Source organism: Streptococcus sanguinis, from assembly GCF_020729725.1.
Classification (GTDB): domain Bacteria; phylum Bacillota; class Bacilli; order Lactobacillales; family Streptococcaceae; genus Streptococcus; species Streptococcus sanguinis_V.
Genome location: NZ_JAJEPA010000007.1, coordinates 35272 through 55329 on the forward strand (window position 1 = coordinate 35272; position 20058 = coordinate 55329).

Below are 20058 nucleotides of genomic sequence, written 5' to 3' on the forward strand. Positions count from 1 at the left end.
TCCTTAAGCTTGTGTAATCTTCTCAGCTAATTCGGCCAGAGCTGGAAAGTCTGGTTCGTGGGCTGCGAAAGTAATCTTGAGGTCATCTGCATCACTGTAGCGCGGTGCCAAATGCACATGGGTATGAAAGACAGTCTGTCCAGCAATTTCTTCGTTGTTGTTGATGATATTCATACCAGCTGCACCTGTGGCTTTCATCACCTTTCGAGCAATGTCAGGTACGCGAGCAAAGAGCTGACTGGTGCTGTCGGCATCCATATCCAGCACATTTCGGAAATGCTCTTTAGGGACAACCAAGGTATGACCTGGTGTTACCTGGGAAATATCTAGAAAAGCAAGGACTTTCTCGTCTTCGTAGACTTTAGAAGAAGGGATTTCTCCGGCAATAATTTTACAAAAAATACAATCAGCCATAAATGGTACCTCTATTCGCTAGATTTTGTTATAATATAAGAACCATTATACCAGAATTCGGAGAAAATATGTTAGAAATCAAAGAGCTTACGGGCGGCTATGTTAATATCCCGGTTTTAAAGGATGTCAGCTTTGAAGTGGGCAATGGCCAGCTGGTTGGTCTGATTGGTCTCAACGGTGCGGGTAAGTCCACGACTATCAGTGAGATTATCGGTCTTCTGACGCCTTATAAGGGGCAGATTCAAATTGATGGGTTGGAGCTGCGGACCAATCCCAGCGATTACCGCAAGAAAATCGGTTTTATTCCGGAAACGCCTAGTCTCTACGAAGAATTGACCCTGCGCGAGCACATTGAGACGGTAGCTATGGCTTACGACATTGAGCAGGAGACAGCTTTTGAGCGTGTGGATAAGTTGCTGGAAATGTTCCGACTCAAGGAAAAATTAGATTGGTTCCCTGTTCACTTTTCAAAAGGGATGAAGCAAAAAGTGATGATTATCTGTGCTTTTGTAGTTGATCCCAGCCTTTTTATTGTGGATGAGCCTTTTCTGGGTCTGGATCCGGTAGCTATTGCAGACCTTATCCAACTCTTAGATGAGGAAAAGAAGAAGGGCAAGTCCATTCTGATGAGCACCCATGTTCTGGACTCTGCTGAGAAGATGTGCGATAGTTTTGTAATCTTGCACAAGGGTCAAGTGCGGGCCAAGGGTAGCTTGACTGAGTTGCGTGCCCAATTTCAAATGTCGGATGCTAGTCTGAATGACATCTATCTAGCCCTGACAGAAGAGGCGACGCTATGAAAGAATTATTTGCCAAACGAAAACAGGATTTTCGTCAGCAGTGTTTAAAGTACCTGCGCTATGTTTTTAATGATCATTTCGTACTCTTTCTGTTGATTTTTATGGGATTTTTAGGTGTTCAGTACAGTCAGCTTTTGCGACATTTTCCGACCAATCACCTACCTATTATTGTCAGTCTGGTTATTCTATCGGTCTTTATCTTGCCTTTTGGACGGATTGCGACCTATCTGGAAAAGCCGGATGCTCTTTTTCTCTTGGTCAGAGAAGCAGAAGTCAAGTCTTTCATCAAAGGACAGATTCGGCGTTCCTATCTCTTGTACGTAGTCTTACAGACTGGGCTATTGCTACTGTTAGCTCCGCTTTTTCTGGCTCTGGGATTGCCTGTTTGGAGCTTCGGGCTCTACTGCCTCCTTATGCTAGTCTTGAAATGGTTTTTGTTTCAGGCTAAGGCCAAGAAGTTCTTTACTGAAAATGGCCTAGATTGGCAGGCTCTGGTGGCTTATGAAGCAGCTCGAAAGCAGACGATTCTGCGCTTCTTTGCTCTCTTTACCAATGTTAAAGGCATTTCAAACAGTGTCAAGCGCCGGGCCTATCTGGATGGTTTGACGAGACTTGTGGGCAAGCAGCATAGCAAGACCTGGCAGAATCTCTTTTTGCGCTCTTACTTGCGAAATGGAGACTTTTTTGCTCTGACCTTAAGACTGCTCTTTCTAGCTCTTTTGGCCTTGATTTTTGTCAGTCAAGCTTGGATTGCTGCAGCTTTTGCGGTCTTGTTCAATTACCTCTTGCTCTTCCAGCTGACGGCCTTGTATGAAGCTTTTGACTATCAGTTTTTGACCCAGCTTTTTCCGATAGAAAGAGGGGAAAAGCTGAAGGGAGCAAGACAAATTATCACATCTATTGGCAGCAGTGTTCTCTTGACTGAAGTGCTGACTGCTCTGCTATTTTTCCAAGACAAGACAGCAGTGCTGGCCATGCTAGGAGCGACTGCCCTACTCTATCTGTTCTATCTACCGTTTAAGTTACGGAGATTGGTTGACTAAAAGAGGTAAAACTAGTAAAATGATAAAGAAACTTTTTACGGAGGGGAAATATGGACTTGGTTGATAACGAGCTGACCCTGACACCGATAGCTGGTAAGAGCGGAAAGGCCTATATGGGGACTTATCCGGACGGGGGGCGCGTTTTCGTCAAGATGAATACAACCCCTATCTTAGCAGGCTTAGCTCGAGAACAAATCGCACCGCAGCTTTTGTGGAGCCGCCGGATGCCGGACGGCAACGTAATGAGCGGGCAGGAATGGCTTTCAGGCACTATTCTGACCCCAAATGATATGTCCAAAAAGCAAGTAATCAATATTTTGACTCGGCTGCATCGCTCGCGCCCATTGATGACGCAGCTGACCAAGCTGGGCTATACTTTGGAAACGCCAACTGATTTGCTGAATGCTTGGCTCAATCAAGTGCCGCTTGCTTTGAGAAATAATCAATATCTTCAATCTGTTATCCGCAACCTACGCCAGACTGTGCCGGCCTTTCGTGAGGATTATGCGACCATTGTTCACGGAGATGTGCGCCACAGCAACTGGGTAGAGACCGATAGTGGGCTTATTTACTTAGTGGATTGGGATTCTGTGCGCCTGACAGACAGGATGATGGATGTAGCTCATATTCTGAGCCATTATGTGCCTGATTCAGGCTGGCAAGAGTGGCTGAGTGCTTATGGCTATAAGTATAATCAGACTGTTTTCAATAAGCTATACTGGTTTGGTCAGTATTCTTATCTGATGCAGATTGCCAAATACTATGAAAACAATGATTTAGAAAATGTGAACCGGGAGATTTACGCATTACGAAACTTCCGTTCTAAATACGGAAGAGGACAATGAGAGTAAGGAATCGTAAGGGAGCGACGGAACTGCTGGAGGCGCATCCCCAGTATGTTATTTTGAATCCGGCAGACGCCAAGGGCAGATGGCAGGAGATTTTTGGCAATGATCACCCCATTCATGTAGAGGTTGGCAGCGGCAAAGGAGCTTTTGTGTCCGGTATGGCCAAGGCCAATCCGGATATCAACTATATTGGGATTGATATTCAAAAATCGGTCCTCAGCTATGCCTTGGACAAGGTGCTGGCAACGGATGTGCCCAATATCAAGCTTCTCTGGGTGGACGGTTCGGATCTGACTGATTATTTTGAAGATGGCGAGATTGACCGCCTCTATCTGAACTTCTCGGATCCTTGGCCCAAGAAACGCCATGAAAAGCGCCGTCTGACCTATCAGTCCTTTCTGGCGACCTATCAGCAGATTTTGCCGGAAAATGGAGAAATCCACTTCAAAACGGACAACCGAGGTCTTTTTGAGTATAGCCTAGTAAGCTTTTCACAGTATGGTATGAAGTTAAAGGGTGTGTGGTTAGATTTGCATGCCAGCGACTTCGAGGATAATGTCCTGACTGAGTATGAGCAGAAATTTGCTAACAAGGGACAAGTCATCTATCGGGTGGAAGCAGCGTTTGAATAAGAAAGAGTCTTCGAGGAAATACTCCTTGAAGACTTTATTATTGGGAAAGAATTTTGCTTAAAAATAAGAACGTTTTAAGTGAAATTCCGTCTTAACAAGCTTACATGGCACATTTCCCTTGCATTCTGGGACTTGTCGTGCTATAATACTAGTAATGAATAAGGAAAGAGAGGCGAGGAAGTATCTTCGCCTCTTATCTGTGAGGAGGTGTCGTCATATCGCAACGATTGTTGAATTGGTGAGGGAGGTTATTGAACCAGCCATTTTGCCCCCCTATGAATTAGTCGATATTGAGTACGGAAAGATGGGCGGAGACTACGTTCTCAGTGTTTTTGTAGATAAGCCTGAGGGCATTACGGTCAATGATACAGCGGATTTGACGGATATTATCAGTCCGCTCTTGGATCAAATCAAGCCAGATCCCTTCCCAGAACAGTATTTTCTGGAAGTGACCAGTCCGGGCTTGGAGCGTCCGCTCAAGACCAAGGAACAGCTATCCGATGCAGTCGGCAGTTATATCCATGTCAGTCTCTATAAGGCTGTTGACAAGCAGAAAGTCTTTGAAGGCACCTTGCTGAGCTTTGAAGAGGATGTTCTGCACATGGAATATCTGGACAAGACTCGCAGAAAAGAAGTCGAAATTCCCTACAGTCTGGTTTCCAAAGCCAGATTAGCCGTTAAGTTTTAGCCGCAGAAGCAATATAGAAAAGAAAGGAACACTTTTGTTTCGGCAAAAGTTACATGAAAATGAGTAAAGAAATGCTAGAGGCCTTCCGCATTTTGGAAGAAGACAAAGGAATCAAGAAAGAAGATATCATTGACGCAGTGACTGAGTCACTCCGCTCAGCCTATCGTCGTCGCTATGGTCAGGCAGACAGCGCAGCTATTGAGTTTGACGAAAAGTCAGGAGATTTCCGTGTCTATACTGTTCGCGAAGTCGTGGACGAGGTCTTTGACAGCCGTTTGGAAATCAGTCTCAAAGATGCCTTGGCTATCAGTTCAGCCTATGAATTAGGAGATAAGATCAAGTTTGAAGAAGCACCAGCTGAATTTGGCCGGGTCGCTGCTCAGTCTGCCAAGCAAACTATCATGGAAAAGATGCGCAAGCAGACCCGAGCAATCACCTACAATACCTATAAAGAGCATGAAAATGAAATCATGAGCGGGACGGTGGAGCGCTTTGATAATCGCTTTATCTATGTCAATCTTGGCAGCATTGAAGCACAATTATCGAAGCAAGACCAGATTCCTGGTGAGGTCTTTGCCTCTCACGACCGTATCGAAGTCTTTGTTTACAAGGTAGAAGACAATCCTCGCGGAGTCAATGTCTTTGTCAGTCGCAGCCATCCAGAAATGATCAAGCGCTTGATGGAGCAAGAAATCCCAGAAGTCTATGACGGAACTGTGGAAATCATGAGCGTATCGCGGGAAGCTGGCGATCGGACCAAGGTAGCGGTTCGCAGCCACAACCCTAATGTGGATGCCATCGGTACAATAGTTGGACGCGGTGGAGCTAATATCAAGAAAATTACGAGCAAGTTCCATCCTGCCAAATACGATCCGAAGAGCGGGCGTATGGTGCCGACTGAAGAAAATATCGACGTCATCGAGTGGGTAGCAGATCCAGCTGAATTTATCTACAACGCTATTGCTCCTGCAGAGGTTGACCAAGTTATCTTTAACCAAGAAGATAACAAGCGGGCCTTGGTTGTCGTACCGGACAACAAGCTTTCTCTGGCTATCGGCCGTCGTGGACAGAACGTACGCTTGGCAGCTCATTTGACAGGCTTTAGAATCGATATCAAGTCTGCCACAGAGTTTGAAGAAATGGAAGCAGCCAATGAACTGGGCGGATTTGCTCAGGAAGCAGAAGAAATTCTTGCGGATGCAGATGTTCTAGAGACAGAAGTTTCAGCAGCAGAAGCAACAGACTTTGACGCAGTAGCAGAGGAAACTGTACTAGAAACAGCTGGTTTAGAAAGCGAAGCTGAAGAACTAGATTAAGGGGGCTGGAATGGCAAAAACAAGAAAAATCCCTTTAAGAAAATCAGTGGTGTCCAACGAAGTGATTGACAAGCGTGATTTGCTGCGGATTGTCAAGAACAAGGAAGGTCAAGTCTTTATCGATCCGACAGGCAAGGCCAACGGCCGTGGAGCCTATATCAAGCTGGACAATCAAGAAGCTCTTCAAGCTAAGAAGAAGCGGGTCTTTAACCGCAGCTTCAGTATGGAAGTGGATGAGGCTTTCTATGATGAGTTAATCGCTTATGTCGATCATAAGGTCAAAAGAAGAGAGTTAGGTCTTGAATAAAGAGAAACTTGCAAATTTGCTGGGACTGGCTCAGCGGGCTGGCCGCATCATTTCTGGTGAGGAGCTGACCGTCAAAGCTATCCAGGAGGGAAAAGCACATCTGGTCTTTTTGGCCCAGGATGCAGCTCCTAATCTCAGCAAGAAAATCACTGATAAAAGTCGTTACTACCAAGTAGAAGTATCAACCGTGTTTTCAACACTGGAATTAAGCTCTGCCATTGGCAAGGCCAGAAAAGTGCTTGCCGTGACAGATGCTGGTTTTACAAAGAAAATGAGGTCTCTTATGTAATAGAAGAGGAGGACAAGATTTGTCTAAAGTAAGATTGTATGAAATCGCCAAAGAACTGGGAAAAGAAAGCAAGGAGGTAGTGGCTCGTGCGAAGGAGCTGGGATTGGATGTCAAGAGTCATTCATCCAGCGTAGAAGCTGACGCTGGTGAACGAATCAAATCCAGCTTTACGAAAGCAGCCGCACCTCAAGCTCCTGCAGAAAAACCTGCAGCAGCTCAGCCATCACCGCAAAAAACTCCTACCAAAGAGGCGGCACCAGTCAAGGCAGAACAGACAGAAGCAAAAGCAGCTGCTAAGCCAGAAGCGAAAGTAGAAACAGCTGCGCCAGTCAAGCGCCCGCAAAGCCGGAACTTTAAGGCAGAGCGTGAAGCGAGAGCCAAGGAAGAGGCAGAACGTCGGAAGCAGCAAGGCAACCGCAAACCACAAAATAAAGAGCAAGGCAAGCGTGAGGACCGCGATAATCGAAATAAGAATCGTGGAAACCGCAATGACCGAGATAGGGGCAATCGTCCAAATGACCGTCGCGATAATCGTGGTCAAGATGGCCGCAGAAATGGTCAGAATCATCAAGGATTTAACGGTCAAAACCGCCAACAGCCTCAAGGACCAAAGATTGACTTTAAGGCCCGGGCAGCAGCTTTGAAAGCAGAGCAGAATGCTGAATACGCTCGCTCCAGCGAGGAACGCTTTAAACAAGCTCAGGAAGCAAAAGAAGTTATGGAACGGCAAAACCGCCGCAAGGAGCAGCCTAAGGCAGAAGCAAGTGCACCAGTTCAGCCTGCACCGGCTCCATCTGCTCCAGCAGCGAATCCAAGCCCAGCGCCAGCTGCTGTGGATACGCGTCGTAAGAAGCAAGCTCGACCAGATAAGAAGCGCGATGATTTTGATCGCGAAGAAGAAGGTCCAAGAAAACAACAAAAGAATCGAAGCAGTCAAAATCAAGTGAGAAATCAAAGAAATAGTAATTGGAATAAAAACAAGAAAAATAAAAAAGGAAAGGGCAACAATAATCAGGCACCAAAACCTGTTACAGAACGTAAGTTCCATGAGTTGCCAACTGAATTTGAATATACAGACGGAATGACCGTTGCAGAAATTGCAAAACGGATCAAGCGCGAGCCAGCTGAAATTGTTAAGAAGCTCTTTATGATGGGCGTGATGGCAACGCAAAACCAATCTCTTGACGGCGATACTATTGAGCTCCTCATGGTGGACTACGGTATCGAAGCTAAGAAGAAGGTGGAAGTTGACACAGCTGACATTGAGCGCTTCTTCGTAGAAGAAGGTTATATCAACCAAGATGCCTTGGTAGAGCGTCCGCCAGTTGTCACTATCATGGGACACGTTGACCATGGTAAAACAACCCTCTTGGATACCCTGCGTAACTCTCGCGTAGCAACAGGCGAAGCAGGTGGTATCACTCAGCACATCGGTGCTTACCAGATCGAGGAAAGCGGCAAGAAGATTACTTTCTTGGATACTCCTGGACACGCGGCCTTTACTTCTATGCGGGCCCGTGGTGCCTCTGTGACGGATATCACTATCCTGGTGGTGGCGGCTGATGACGGTGTTATGCCGCAAACGATCGAAGCTATCAACCATTCCAAGGCGGCTGATGTCCCAATCATCGTAGCCATCAACAAGATCGATAAGCCAGGAGCGAATCCTGAGCGCGTGATTGGTGAATTGGCTGAGCACGGTGTCATGTCAACAGCTTGGGGCGGAGATTCTGAATTTGTCGAAATCTCTGCGAAATTCAATCAAAATATCGACAGCTTGCTGGAAACAGTCCTCTTGGTAGCTGAAATCCAAGAGCTAAAGGCAGATCCGACTGTTCGAGCGATTGGTACAGTCATTGAAGCCCGTCTGGATAAAGGAAAAGGTGCTGTCGCAACCCTTCTGGTTCAGCAGGGAACTCTGAATGTGCAAGATCCAATCGTTGTTGGAAATACCTTCGGTCGGGTTCGGGCTATGACCAATGACTTGGGCCGTCGCGTGAAGGTGGCAGGACCATCTACACCGGTTTCTATCACTGGTCTCAATGAAACTCCGATGGCTGGTGACCACTTTGTGGTCTATGAAGATGAAAAAGCTGCGCGTGCAGCCGGTGAAGAACGTGCCAAACGTGCCCTTCTCAAACAGCGTCAAGCTACTCACCGCGTCAGTCTGGAAAATCTCTTTGATACCCTCAAAGCTGGTGAAGTCAAGTCTGTCAATGTTATCATCAAGGCTGATGTGCAAGGTTCAGTAGAAGCCCTGTCTGCTTCCCTGCAGAAGATTGAAGTGGAAGGCGTTAAGATTACCATCGTCCACTCAGCTGTTGGTGCTATCAATGAATCTGATGTGACACTGGCAGAAGCTTCAAATGCCTTCATCATCGGATTTAACGTTCGTCCAACATCTCAAGCTCGCCAGCAGGCAGAGGCTGACGATGTTGAAATCCGTCTCCACAGCATTATCTACAAGGTTATCGAAGAAATGGAAGATGCCATGAAGGGAATGCTGGATCCGGAATACGAAGAAAAAATCATCGGGGAAGCTCTTATCCGCGAGACCTTCAAGGTTTCCAAGGTTGGTACTATCGGTGGATTTATGGTTATCAACGGTAAAGTTACCCGTGATTCCAAGGTCCGCGTTATCCGTGACGGCGTCGTGATTTACGATGGGGAGCTTGCCAGCCTCAAGCACTTCAAAGATGATGTTAAGGAAATTACTAACGGCCGTGAAGGTGGACTCATGATTGATGGCTATAATGACATCCAAGTAGATGACACGATCGAAGCCTACATCATGGAAGAAATTAAGAAATAAGATAAGAAATAGGTTAAAAACTCGCAGTGAAATCATATTTGGTGGAAGTTGATACTTCTAGTTCCACATCTTTTTCACAAAGAGTTTAGATCGAATTTCATTCATTAAAACTAAAATATAAGCTAGGCCTAGCCTAGCTTATATTGCAGAAGAGAAAAATTAGAAAGGAAATCTCATGGCAAATAATTTTCGTACAGACCGTGTGGGTATGGAAATCAAGCGCGAAGTCAATGAAATCTTGCAGAAGAAAGTTCGTGACCCGAGGGTGCAGGGAGTGACCATTACCGATGTCCAAATGCTGGGCGACCTATCCATGGCCAAGGTCTACTACACGATTATGAGCAATCTGGCCTCTGATAATCAAAAAGCTCAGACTGGTCTTGAAAAAGCGACTGGTACCATTAAGCGTGAGCTGGGTCACAATCTGAAAATGTACAAGATTCCAGATTTGACCTTTGTCAAGGACGAATCCATTGAGTATGGCAATAAAATCGACCAGATGCTGCGCGATTTAGAGAAAAAATAAAGTAGAAACTCAGCTGTCATGGCTGGGTTTTCTTATTTTTAAATTTAATATAACAATTTTTTGCAAAAATAGGTATATACCATTTACAAATAAAAAAGAAAGAGTTATAATATAGTCAAGAAAACTCAGAGATTCAAAAGCGGGAGTTAGAAAGTGGCTATAGAAAGATGTTAGCTCTATCACAGAATTCCGCTTTGAATGGCAGAGAATACAGAAGTCAAGACAAGGGAGGCAGTCTTATGCCTACATATATCAAAGCAGATCAATTTTTCTATCCTCAGGGAATCCGTCAGGGCGGTTATTTAGAGCTGATTGACGGCAAGTTTGGCAAGCTGGTGCAGTCTGTTCCGCAGGATGCAGAAGTCATAGACTACAGTGGCTACTCGATTGCACCAGGTCTGGTGGATACTCACATTCACGGCTTCGGCGGTGTTGATGTGATGGATAATAACATCGAAGGAACTCTTCATACCATGAGTGAGGGTCTCTTGACTACCGGTGTGACCAGCTTTTTACCAACAACGCTGACTTCGTCCTATGAGCGGCTCTTAGCAGTCACTGAAAATATCGGTGCACGCTATCAAGAAGCCAGTGGGGCCAAGATTCGCGGTCTCTATTTTGAAGGGCCTTACTTCACCGAGAAGTATAAGGGCGCTCAAAATCCTGCCTATATGAAAGATCCTAGCATGGATGAGTTTCGTGCTTGGCAGAAGGCCGCAAAAGGCTTGCTCAATAAGATTGCTCTCGCGCCAGAACGTGATGGCGTAGAGGAATTTGTCCGCACGCTGACTGATGAAGGCGTGACTGTTGCTCTGGGGCACTCTAACGCAACCTATGATGAAGCCAAAACTGCGGTCGAAGCAGGTGCCAGTGTCTGGGTGCATGCCTATAACGGTATGCGGGGTTTGACCCACCGGGAGTTAGGCATGGTTGGTGCCATGTATGAGCTGCCCCACACCTATGCGGAGCTGATTTGTGACGGCTACCATGTGGACCCTAAGGCCTGTGACATCTTGCTCAAGCAGAAGGGACATGAAAATATTGCTCTCATTACTGACTGTATGACTGCAGGAGGCCTTGAAGATGGTGACTACATGTTGGGAGAATTTCCAGTGGTTGTGGCGGATGGAACAGCTCGGCTCAAGTCAACGGGCAATCTAGCTGGCTCTATCCTCAAGCTCAAGGACGGATTGAAAAATGTGGTCAAATGGGGCATTGCCAATCCTCATCAGGCGGTTATGATGGCTAGCCTGATTCCAGCAAAATCAGTCCATATTGATGATGTCTGCGGACAGATCAAGGAAGGCTACGATGCTGACTTTATCGTTTTAGATAAAGATTTAGAGCTGGTAGCTACTTATCTTGATGGTCAAGAACGTTTCCATGTATGAGAACCGCAGGTATTTTAATTAGTCTCCTTATATTTTTCAGAAAGAGCAGGGCAACCTGTTCTTTTTGCTTGTCAAGCTATTTGATAGCCTTCGTCTAGATTTGAATTGCTTTCTTAGGCGTGTTATAATGAGACTATAATGTAATCAGGAGTGGGCTATGAAACGAATTGATGCGAAATTTTTGATAATGGGACTTGTTTTGCTGCTGGCGGGACTGATCTTTGGACGAATCTTGATCCTTGTCGCAGGAGCAGCTTTCATTATCTATAGCTTTTTCAGTAAAGGGATGGAGCCGACCAAGGAAAATATCTTTAAACCCAAGCCAATACTGAAGAAAAAGGAAAAGAAGTGAGCAGTTCTGCTCTTGTAATCACTGTAGCAGCTGCCTTGCTGAAGGCAGTAGATGGAACTTGTAAAGGAGACATGAGATGAGAGAATATCTTTTGAACAATGGTGTTGGCATTCCGGTACTGGGCTTCGGTACTTGGAAGGCTCAGGATGGTGAAGAAGCCTATCAAGCGACATTAGCCGCTCTCAAGGCAGGCTATCGTCACATTGATACGGCAGCCATCTATAAGAACGAAGAGAGTGTCGGAAGGGCAATCAAGGACAGCGGCATCCCTCGGGAGGAGCTCTTCATCACGACCAAGCTTTGGAATGACAACCATACTTATGAGGAGACTCAAGAGGCCTTTGCGGCCTCAATGGAGCGGTTGGGACTGGACTATCTGGATCTCTACCTCATCCACTGGCCTAATCCCAAACCCCTGAGGGAAAACGATGCTTGGAAAAAGCGCAATGCCGAAGTCTGGCGGGCTATGGAAGATCTTTATAATCTCGGAAAGATTCGAGCGATTGGCGTCAGCAATTTCCTGCCTCATCACTTAGAAGCCTTGCTTGAAACAGCGCGCATGACTCCTGCTGTCAATCAAATCCGCCTGGCTCCAGGTGTCTATCAGACAGAAGCGGTGAACTTCTGTCGTGAGCATGAGATTTTACTGGAAGCTTGGGGACCATTTGGTCAAGGTGAGCTCTTCCAAAATCCAGCCGTACAGGCTGTGGCAGATAAGTATGGCAAGACTATTGCCCAAGTCGCTCTAGTTTGGAGCTTGCAGGAAGGCTTTCTGCCCCTGCCTAAGTCGGTCACTCCGAGCCGGATTGCCAGCAATCTGGACTGCTTTGACATTGAGCTAGATGCTGCGGACTTGGAAGTGCTCAAAAATGTCAGCGGTTTGGCCGGTGGCGCACCAAATCCGGATGGGATGGATTTTTAGGTGAAAATCAGATTCTATCGAAGTTCAGATAGAGAAGCCTTGCAGTCATACCATTTAACTGACTTGAGATTTACCAATCATCCTAGTCAGGCTGTTGCTGACTTAGAAAATCGCTATGCTATCTTGGGCCTTGTAGAACATCAAATCGTAACCTTTCTGATCTTGGATGCTGGAGAAAAGAAGTTTACTTATCTTGGATGCTGGAGAAAAGAAGTTTGCTTATGGAGGTCAGCCAGATAGCCTGTTACTTCGTAGCTTTTCAACGGATGAAGACTTTCGGATGTGAGGGTACGGTAGTCAGACGCTGAAGCTCTTGCCTGATTTTGTAAGAGAGCATTTGCTCATGTATAAAAGTATTATCCTAGGCGTCAATGAGAGAAATCAAGTCGCTTCCTACCTCTACCGAGAGACTGGTTTTAGCAAACAGCCCCAGCGCATATTAGGGACCAGCCGGCTGGCAGGAAGTGTATGAATTAAAAATATAAAAGTATCCCCAGTTTGAAAAGAGCTGGGGATTTTTATCTCTAACATTGGAAGAAACTATAAAAGAAGATGTTTCAGTGCAATAATGAAAGGTGTAAAATACGACTGATATCCAACGAAACACTAAGATAGGGGAGTTAGATGAAGAAGACCCAAGAATTGGAAGTTACACCCAACTGATTGAAAAAGGTATCGAGCCCTTGAGAGTGGTGAGATAGGAGAGAAAGGTAATCATTAAAAACTCGAAGAGTCATCTATGGCCAAATATCCAATCAGTCTAAAAGCTGAACACGAGTGTTTACTAAAGTTTTTAAGCAATTAAGTTTTCGATTAGTCCTGTTTGTAAAAAAAATTCATGCTTTCTAAGTATCACTTGATGTGGTTTGTCAAAATATTAAATCATTCTAAAGTTCGAATACTAGTGTTTGTTAAAATTTTAAAGCATTCTAAGCGTGAAATGCTCTGATAATCCATTTTTGAAAAGAAATAATCCCCATCTGAAGTTGAAGAAATCATCAGGTGGGGATATTTTATGTCTTTGATTTTGAAAAAGTGTTATTACAGGGATAAAAAATGACATTTCAGGGCAGCCTTGCAAAAGATTTATTGCCACGTGCTATACTTAGTTCATCAAATTATTGGAGAGGTTTTATTATGACTACTAACTACACCATCCGCCCCTTGACCTATAGCAACTTTACTCACCGTGAGTTTGAAAGTTTGATGACGGATTCTCGTCAAATCATCACGGACTTTGTCAAGGCTAATGAGAACGAAGATATGTATAGCAAGCACTTGGAGCCCTTTGCGAGCAAGCTAGAAGAGTTCCAGAAACAGCTAGCCAGCGTGGAAAAGAAACAAACCACGAGTCTAGCAGAGGTAGATAAGGAGCGAGACAGTGCTCTGGTCGGGCTCTTTACCCTGCATAGGGGATTTGCCAAGATAAAGGAAGCAAAGTTCAAGGAAGCGCATGAGACGTTGGCTCCAGTCCTGACTAAGTACAAGGACATCACCAAGCATAATAACGATGTCGCCACTGCTGAGATCAAGAGCCTTCTCAAAACCCTCAAGGAAGAGCCCTACAATGCGGCAGTAACTACGTTGGGACTCTCACCTGTGATTAGCGCAGTGACGACTGCTCAGGAAGACTATGATAAGGCCGAAGCCTTAGCGCGTGCAGCCAAGTCCAGCAAGGAAGTCGGTAAGACCAAACAGCTGCGCACAGAAATCTCCCGCACTTATGACCTCTTTATGCGCTATACCGCAGCCTCCGCAGAAGCCTATCCAGAGAAAGCTCACTTTGCCAAACTCCTCAAGGATCTCAACACTATCCGAGACAGCAAGCGCCGCCTGGCTAGTCCAAATAAGAAAAACAAACCGGAACAGCCTCCGGAAGTAACAGGATAAGAAAAATCCCTCAGAATTGTAAATTCTAGGGGGTTTTTGGTGTTTGATGGACATTGGGCAGGAAATGTGAGGAGGGTAGTCGATAAAAAACATTGGATTTTTACATAAATACTTTATAGAATGAGGAATAGTTGATATAATAGTATGGGTATATTGATAAAGGATGTAATGTTTAAGTATTTAGTAACTTGTTAGAGAGGTATTTTTTAAATGATTGACGAAAGTACGGAAAAGGAAAAAAAGTATGAGTTTCGTTCACTTACATCGAATAAAGATGTAGAAATACAACCAGTCATATCACAAGCCTTCTGATTATTATGACAATGCTGATGAATCCATCAAAAATAAGATAAGAGAACTAACTAAAGAGCATTGGGACAAACTTATTAATCTAGATAATAGTGAAATTAGTATCAGCCTATGCGAATGGTTATTAGGTCTGGACGATATTGATGATTCGGAACGTAAAAATTTACTTAAAAATAACTTATTATCGAATCCTGAAATGTCAAAATATAGGTTATATTTATTAGGGGATAACTTAGATTTATTTGAACTGTGGGAGATAATGAACTTATTGAGCGATTCTGATATACATGCAGAGTGGATTGAAGCCTTTAATAAATTGAATCAAAATGAAGATGTTGGCCACAATGGGAATCAGTCAGCAACGGTATCTAGTTGTGAATTCAATATCGAGTTATTAGACTATTTAATGAAAAGAGATTTGATATCCAAAAAATCTCGTCCTGATTTAAAAGGCATTGTTTTGTATGGATTTAGAAGTGGCCAAATTGAATATCAATAGTCTATTTGAATAGAAACGCTGTAAATTTAATTATGAGTGTCTACACCATTGTGAGTTACTCTACTGTTGTCAACCAATCAAGCCCTTCTTTCAGAATGGGTCTTGATTGGTTTTTCTTATTTCCGGATTTTAAGATGTATTTGTTCTGTATTTCAAATAAATAGATGATTGAAACTTTATCATATAGCTTTTCTTGACTATAACGTTCGTCATTATTACGTTTTTGTTACATTTGTTAGGAGTGTATGAATTGTCAGAAAATTTTTATTATAATATGGTTTATAAATAAAGTAAGGAGACTTCTATGCAAAGACAACGTTTTTCACTCCGTAAATACAAGTTCGGTTTGGCTTCTGTTCTGTTGGGAACTGCTCTGGTTTTTGGTGCGGGACAGGCTCAGGCGGATGAGCAGACGACAGCTAGTTCGTCAGGGCAAGGTCAGCCGACTGCTGCTGTGGTATCAGCGACTGAGTCTGCTTCTCAAGCAGCAACACCTGAGAGTCAGCCAGCAAGTTCAGCTACTGTGGAGAAAGCAACGCCAGCTTCTTCTGAATCGGCTGCTTCAAGTACAGAGCATGCTAGCCAGCCTTCTACGGCAGAGGCTAAGGAAGCATCTGCAACTCCTGTAGAGAAAGGAGCGACTTCTTCATCGGAAGAGGCTTCTTCAAGTGCTGAGAAGGTAACTCAACCATCTACTACAGAGACCAAGCCGACAGCTCCAGCTAGTCCGAATGTAGAGTCTCCGGAAGCCGCAAACTCAGACAAGTCTGCTGCTAATCCTGATGCAGTAGCAGAGTCACCAACTTCTCGGGATGCTAAACCAAGCAGCATCAGTACCAATGAGATTATCAAGGTTCCTCAGACCTGGTCTCAAGGTTATAAAGGTCAAGGCCGTGTGGTAGCCATTATCGACTCAGGTCTGGATGTCCACCATGAGGTTCTGAAGATCTCTGACCCGTCAAAGGCCAAGTATCAGACAGAGGCAGCTCTGGAAGAGGCTAAGAAAAAGGCCGGTATTGACTACGGGAAGTGGTACAACAGCAAGGTTGTCTATGCCTATAACTATATCGATGGTGATGACAATATCAAGGAAAAGAACAGTTACTCGCATGGTATGCACGTAACAGGGATTACAGCGGGAAATCCCAACAAGAAAGCTCCTAATGATGAGTATGTCTATGGTGTTGCGCCAGAAGCACAAGTTATGTTTATGCGGGTCTTCTCAGACCGTCAACGCACAACTAGCGACGCTATCTATATCAAAGCCATTGATGATGCAGTAGCTTTGGGAGCTGATACCATCAATATGAGTCTAGGTTCAGCAACAGGTTCAACGGTTGATGTCAGCCCTAGTCTGCAGGCCGCTATTGAGCGCGCTCGGGCCAAGGGGGTGAGCGTGATCATTGCAGCGGGTAATGACAACACCTTCGGAAGTGAATACTCTAAACCTCTGGTTGAAAATCCAGACTATGGTCTAGTTGGCAGTCCTTCAACAGTAGAAAGCTCTATCTCAGTCGCTTCTGTCAATAACACTGTTCTGACAGAGGAAGTCATGGAAGTGCGTGGTCTGGAAAAGAACGATAAGCTTTTGAACGGTCATTTCAGCTACTCCATGGGTGAGACAAATGCAACCTTTGAAAAGGGCAAGGAATATGAGTATGTCCATGTTGGTCTTGGCCGTGAAGAGGACTTTGCTGGTAAGGATCTGACAGGGAAGCTGGCTCTTATCCAGCGTGGTTCCTTTACCTTTGCTGAAAAGGTTAGAAATGCTATCAGCCATGGTGCTGTTGGTGCTCTGATCTACAATAATGTCGACGGAGCTAACCTAACGATGAGCCTAGACAGTGAATCTAAAAAGGTTCCGTCAGCCTTTATTAGTAAGGAATATGGAGAGGCTTTGGCAGCTGGTAATTACAAGGTAGTCTTTAATGGTCTTAAGGTCAATCGGCCGCATCCAGGAGCTGGTAGTCTGTCTGACTTCTCTAGTTGGGGTGTGACGACAGATGGTTTGCTCAAGCCAGATGTGACCGCACCAGGTGGCGATATCTACTCTTCACTTAATGATAATACCTATGGCTCTATGAAGGGAACCAGTATGGCTACGCCTCATGTGGCTGGTGTGGCGGCTCTGGTCAAGGAATATCTCCTTCAGCACTATCCAGACTTAACACCTGCCCAGAATGCAGACTTAGTCAAAGCCCTCATCATGTCAACAGCCAAGCTGCATGTCAACAAGGAAACTGGCGTCTACACCTCTCCACGTCAGCAGGGTGCTGGTATTGTGGATACGGCAGCGGCTATTTCTACCGGCCTCTATGTGACAGGGGATAATCAATATCCTAGCGTTTCCTTGGGCAATGTTCAAGACAGCTTCACTTTTGATGTTACGGTTCATAATATCACGGATAAGGACCGGACGCTGAAGATGATTGTCAATACCAACACAGATGCGGTCAAGGATGGCTACTTTACTCTGACACCTCGCAAACTAACTGAAACGGTCTGGCCAGAAGTTACTGTCAAGGCTCACAGCAGCCAGAAAGTGACGGTCAAGGTAAATACTGCTAAGTTTGCGGAAGAGTTGATCAAGCAGATGCCAAATGGCTATTTCCTAGAAGGCTTTGTCCGCTTTGTCGATCCAGCAGATGATGGCGATGTGGTTAGTCTGCCATTCATGGGCTTCCGTGGGCAATTCCAAGATCTGCCAGCTGTAGAAAGACCAATCTATAATCTAGTCCAAGAAGGCAAGTCAGGCTTCTATTACCCAGTGCCAGAGGACAAGAGTATCCTATCTGATGACAATGTCTCTTCCCTTGTGACAGAGTCAAGTGATACACTCTACTCTACCGGTCGAACAGCTGCTCGCAGCTCAATTGTACTGGGAACTGCAGAAAATGCGGATGGTAAGCATGTGCTGCAGCTGGGAGCGGATGGTAAGATTCGTCTGGCCTTCTCACCTAATGGTGATGGTAATCAGGACAGCATCCAGTATCGGACAGTTCTCTATCGCAATATCAATAATCTGACAGCTAGTGTCTATACGGCAGATGATAAGGACTATCGCTTCCCAATCTGGCAGAGCAGCACGATTAGAGAAGGCCGCAAGAACTATTATAGTGGACAGTCAGACAATCCTAAGTCCTACCTACTAGAAGATACATACTGGGATGGTCGTGACAGCAAGGGTGATAAGCTGGAAGATGGCCTCTATACCTATGTGGTTCGCTATACGCCAGATGTACCAGGTGCTAAAGAGCAGCAGATTACTTTTAACCTGCAGATTGATACGCAGAAGCCTTTGATTAGTTCAGGCTATATCAGTACCAAGGATGGTGCGGAAACCTTTACGGCTCGCAAGCCAAAAGATGTCGGCAACGGCGGTATTTTGAGAGAACAGGTCTTCTATCTGCAGGCAGATGAAAAAGGGAAAGAGACCTATAAGGCCGTGGATGATTTTGGCATTGAGCGTGATTACGAGCGTCGAGTTTACATCTCAGCCAATGCAGATGGCAGCTACACCTTGCCAAAAGGAGTGGACAAGTCTAAGATTTTCTATGTGGTAGAGGACTATGCGGGCAACCGTGATGCCATAGCTCTATCAGAGCTAGTCAGTGCTGAAAATGACGGGCGCATCCGTGTCGCTCTGGTAGATGCTAATACGCATCAAGATGTATCGTCGACCTTTGTCTATCGAATCAAGGATAGCAAGGGCAAGTATGTCGAACTGGACAAGGGCAAGAAAATCAACGCTCTGCCATTTGGCCGCTATACAGCAGAGATCTTTACTTATGATAAGGATGGGCTTCGTTTCTACAGCGATCTGACTCAGGAGTTTGAGCTGACAGCCCAGGATAGTTTTAAGACAATTGAGTTTCTGGTCAAGAAGCTGGTTTTTGCACCGGTCAGCGTTGCCTTTGATCAAGCTGTTCCGAAGAATACCCAAGTGGTTCTCAAGAATAATAATGGCGATGCCTATACGCTTCCAGCAGAACTGTTTGGCAAGCATGCCTTCGGAAGATCCGTAGCGGCTGGATTCTACTCTGTCTTTGTCAACCTGCCGACTGGTTATGAGCTCTGGGAAAATGAGCCGACTGTCGAGGTCAAAGAAGGCAAGAATAACCTGCTGAAGCTGGGAGTTATTGTCAAGTCGGGCTTGCTGGCGGCTGTCAATCAGCAGTCTAGTCTAGTCGGCACTGCTCAGTATTACAATGCTTCTGCAGCGAAGCGCACAGCCTACGACCAAGCATATCAAGCAGCCAAGGAAGCTTTGACAAGCAAACTGACCCAAGCGCAAGTTGATGACGTAAGAGCAAAACTAGAAACAGCATCTGCTGATCTAGACGGCAAGGACTCTGATATTGCTGCGGTTAAAGCGGCAGTAGAGGCTTATGCAGCTACTACTAAGACAGGGGCTTATGCCAATGCTAAGGATAGGACTCGCCGTGCATATGACAAGGCATTCCAAGCAGTTGCTCTGCTCTTGGTGCAGGACAAGGTGACCCAGGAGCAAATAGATACAGCCCTAGCTCAGCTGACTACAGCAGAGAAGAAGCTGGATGGTAAGGCGACTAACTTTACCAATCTCAAGAAGCTAGTCGATGATGAGGTGCATTATCAAGCCATCAGCAATAAGTTTATCTATGCGACTGACGCGGTTAAGGCGGCTTATCTAGAAGCTTATGCACAGGCTAAGGAAGTTTTGGATAATCCAGGTGCCAGCCAGGAAGATGTCAAAGAAGCCATTGCCAATCTCAGAGCAGCCAAGAGAAAGCTTGATGGCAGAAAGCCAAGAGTAGTAAAACCGAAAAAACCTAAACAAGTCTAATTGGTTTTCAAGTCAGTTAAAATCCCTTAAGTTGAAACTTGAGGGATTTTTCGATAAGTATTTTACATTAGGTCTATTTTCTGCTATAATCTTTTTTAGAAAGAATTCTCATTGTCTACTTTTTAGCGAGTTCGGGATAGTGTGAGCCGGATAGGGAAGCAGTGCAGATGGCGCTTTCGGTTATAATTTTAAAAG

The 20058-nt window shown here is 45.2% G+C and carries 17 protein-coding genes and 1 pseudogene; 17 read left to right on the forward strand and 1 reads right to left on the reverse strand.

Going from position 1 to position 20058, the window contains the following annotated elements; all coding sequences use genetic code 11:
* Positions 1-3: 3 nt before the first annotated feature.
* On the reverse strand, positions 4-414 hold the full coding sequence (locus K4I03_RS04955) for an HIT family protein (RefSeq protein WP_002905249.1): 411 nt from the start codon (positions 412-414) through the stop codon (positions 4-6).
* A 68-nt stretch (positions 415-482) separates the two neighbouring features.
* Here K4I03_RS04955 and K4I03_RS04960 point away from each other — a divergent pair, with 68 nt between their 5' ends.
* From K4I03_RS04960 to K4I03_RS05040, 17 genes and pseudogenes are all read left to right on the forward strand, one after another.
* Complete coding sequence (locus tag K4I03_RS04960; RefSeq protein WP_227963916.1) at positions 483-1214, forward strand: ABC transporter ATP-binding protein; 732 nt, start codon at positions 483-485, stop codon at positions 1212-1214.
* A complete protein-coding gene (locus K4I03_RS04965; RefSeq protein ID WP_227963917.1) occupies positions 1211-2257 on the forward strand; it encodes an ABC transporter permease in 1047 nt (348 codons plus the stop codon). Before K4I03_RS04960 ends, K4I03_RS04965 begins: the two co-directional genes overlap by 4 nt.
* 50 nt (positions 2258-2307) lie before the next feature.
* Positions 2308-3102 carry a cell cycle regulator CcrZ gene (ccrZ, locus tag K4I03_RS04970; RefSeq protein ID WP_227963918.1) on the forward strand — a complete coding sequence of 265 codons (795 nt, stop codon included), beginning with the start codon at positions 2308-2310 and terminating at the stop codon, positions 3100-3102.
* Entirely contained in the window at positions 3099-3737 is a 639-nt protein-coding gene (gene trmB / locus K4I03_RS04975; protein WP_002911262.1) for a tRNA (guanosine(46)-N7)-methyltransferase TrmB, read from the forward strand. Before ccrZ ends, trmB begins: the two co-directional genes overlap by 4 nt.
* A gap of 199 nt (positions 3738-3936) precedes the next feature.
* Positions 3937-4425, forward strand: coding sequence for a ribosome maturation factor RimP (rimP, locus tag K4I03_RS04980; protein WP_321573154.1), 489 nt, complete (start codon positions 3937-3939; stop codon positions 4423-4425).
* 59 nt (positions 4426-4484) lie between these two features.
* Positions 4485-5741, forward strand: coding sequence for a transcription termination factor NusA (gene nusA, locus K4I03_RS04985; RefSeq protein WP_173332619.1), 1257 nt, complete (start codon positions 4485-4487; stop codon positions 5739-5741).
* A 10-nt stretch (positions 5742-5751) separates the two neighbouring features.
* On the forward strand, positions 5752-6048 hold the full coding sequence (gene rnpM / locus K4I03_RS04990) for an RNase P modulator RnpM (RefSeq protein WP_002893558.1): 297 nt from the start codon (positions 5752-5754) through the stop codon (positions 6046-6048).
* Positions 6041-6337 (forward strand): YlxQ-related RNA-binding protein, encoded by a 297-nt coding sequence (locus tag K4I03_RS04995; RefSeq protein ID WP_002893557.1) that lies wholly within the window; start codon positions 6041-6043, stop codon positions 6335-6337. Before rnpM ends, K4I03_RS04995 begins: the two co-directional genes overlap by 8 nt.
* A 19-nt stretch (positions 6338-6356) precedes the next feature.
* A complete protein-coding gene (gene infB / locus K4I03_RS05000; RefSeq protein WP_227963920.1) occupies positions 6357-9149 on the forward strand; it encodes a translation initiation factor IF-2 in 2793 nt (930 codons plus the stop codon).
* A 175-nt stretch (positions 9150-9324) separates the two neighbouring features.
* Positions 9325-9675, forward strand: a complete 351-nt coding sequence (gene rbfA, locus K4I03_RS05005; protein ID WP_002893555.1) for a 30S ribosome-binding factor RbfA — start codon at positions 9325-9327, stop codon at positions 9673-9675.
* A gap of 239 nt (positions 9676-9914) precedes the next feature.
* Positions 9915-11066, forward strand: a complete 1152-nt coding sequence (gene nagA / locus K4I03_RS05010; RefSeq protein ID WP_227963921.1) for an N-acetylglucosamine-6-phosphate deacetylase — start codon at positions 9915-9917, stop codon at positions 11064-11066.
* A 157-nt stretch (positions 11067-11223) separates the two neighbouring features.
* Positions 11224-11418: a hypothetical protein gene (locus tag K4I03_RS05015; RefSeq protein ID WP_002893553.1), complete on the forward strand. Its 195-nt coding sequence runs from the start codon at positions 11224-11226 to the stop codon at positions 11416-11418.
* A gap of 76 nt (positions 11419-11494) precedes the next feature.
* On the forward strand, positions 11495-12340 hold the full coding sequence (locus K4I03_RS05020; RefSeq protein ID WP_227963922.1) for an aldo/keto reductase: 846 nt from the start codon (positions 11495-11497) through the stop codon (positions 12338-12340).
* Positions 12341-12825 (forward strand): annotated as a pseudogene (locus K4I03_RS05025) (GNAT family N-acetyltransferase).
* A gap of 652 nt (positions 12826-13477) precedes the next feature.
* Complete coding sequence (locus K4I03_RS05030; RefSeq protein WP_227963923.1) at positions 13478-14230, forward strand: DUF6261 family protein; 753 nt, start codon at positions 13478-13480, stop codon at positions 14228-14230.
* A 568-nt stretch (positions 14231-14798) separates the two neighbouring features.
* Complete coding sequence (locus tag K4I03_RS05035) at positions 14799-15038, forward strand: hypothetical protein (RefSeq protein WP_227963924.1); 240 nt, start codon at positions 14799-14801, stop codon at positions 15036-15038.
* Between the two features lie 304 nt (positions 15039-15342).
* Complete coding sequence (locus tag K4I03_RS05040) at positions 15343-19863, forward strand: S8 family serine peptidase (RefSeq protein WP_227963925.1); 4521 nt, start codon at positions 15343-15345, stop codon at positions 19861-19863.
* The last annotated feature ends 195 nt before the right edge of the window (positions 19864-20058 follow it).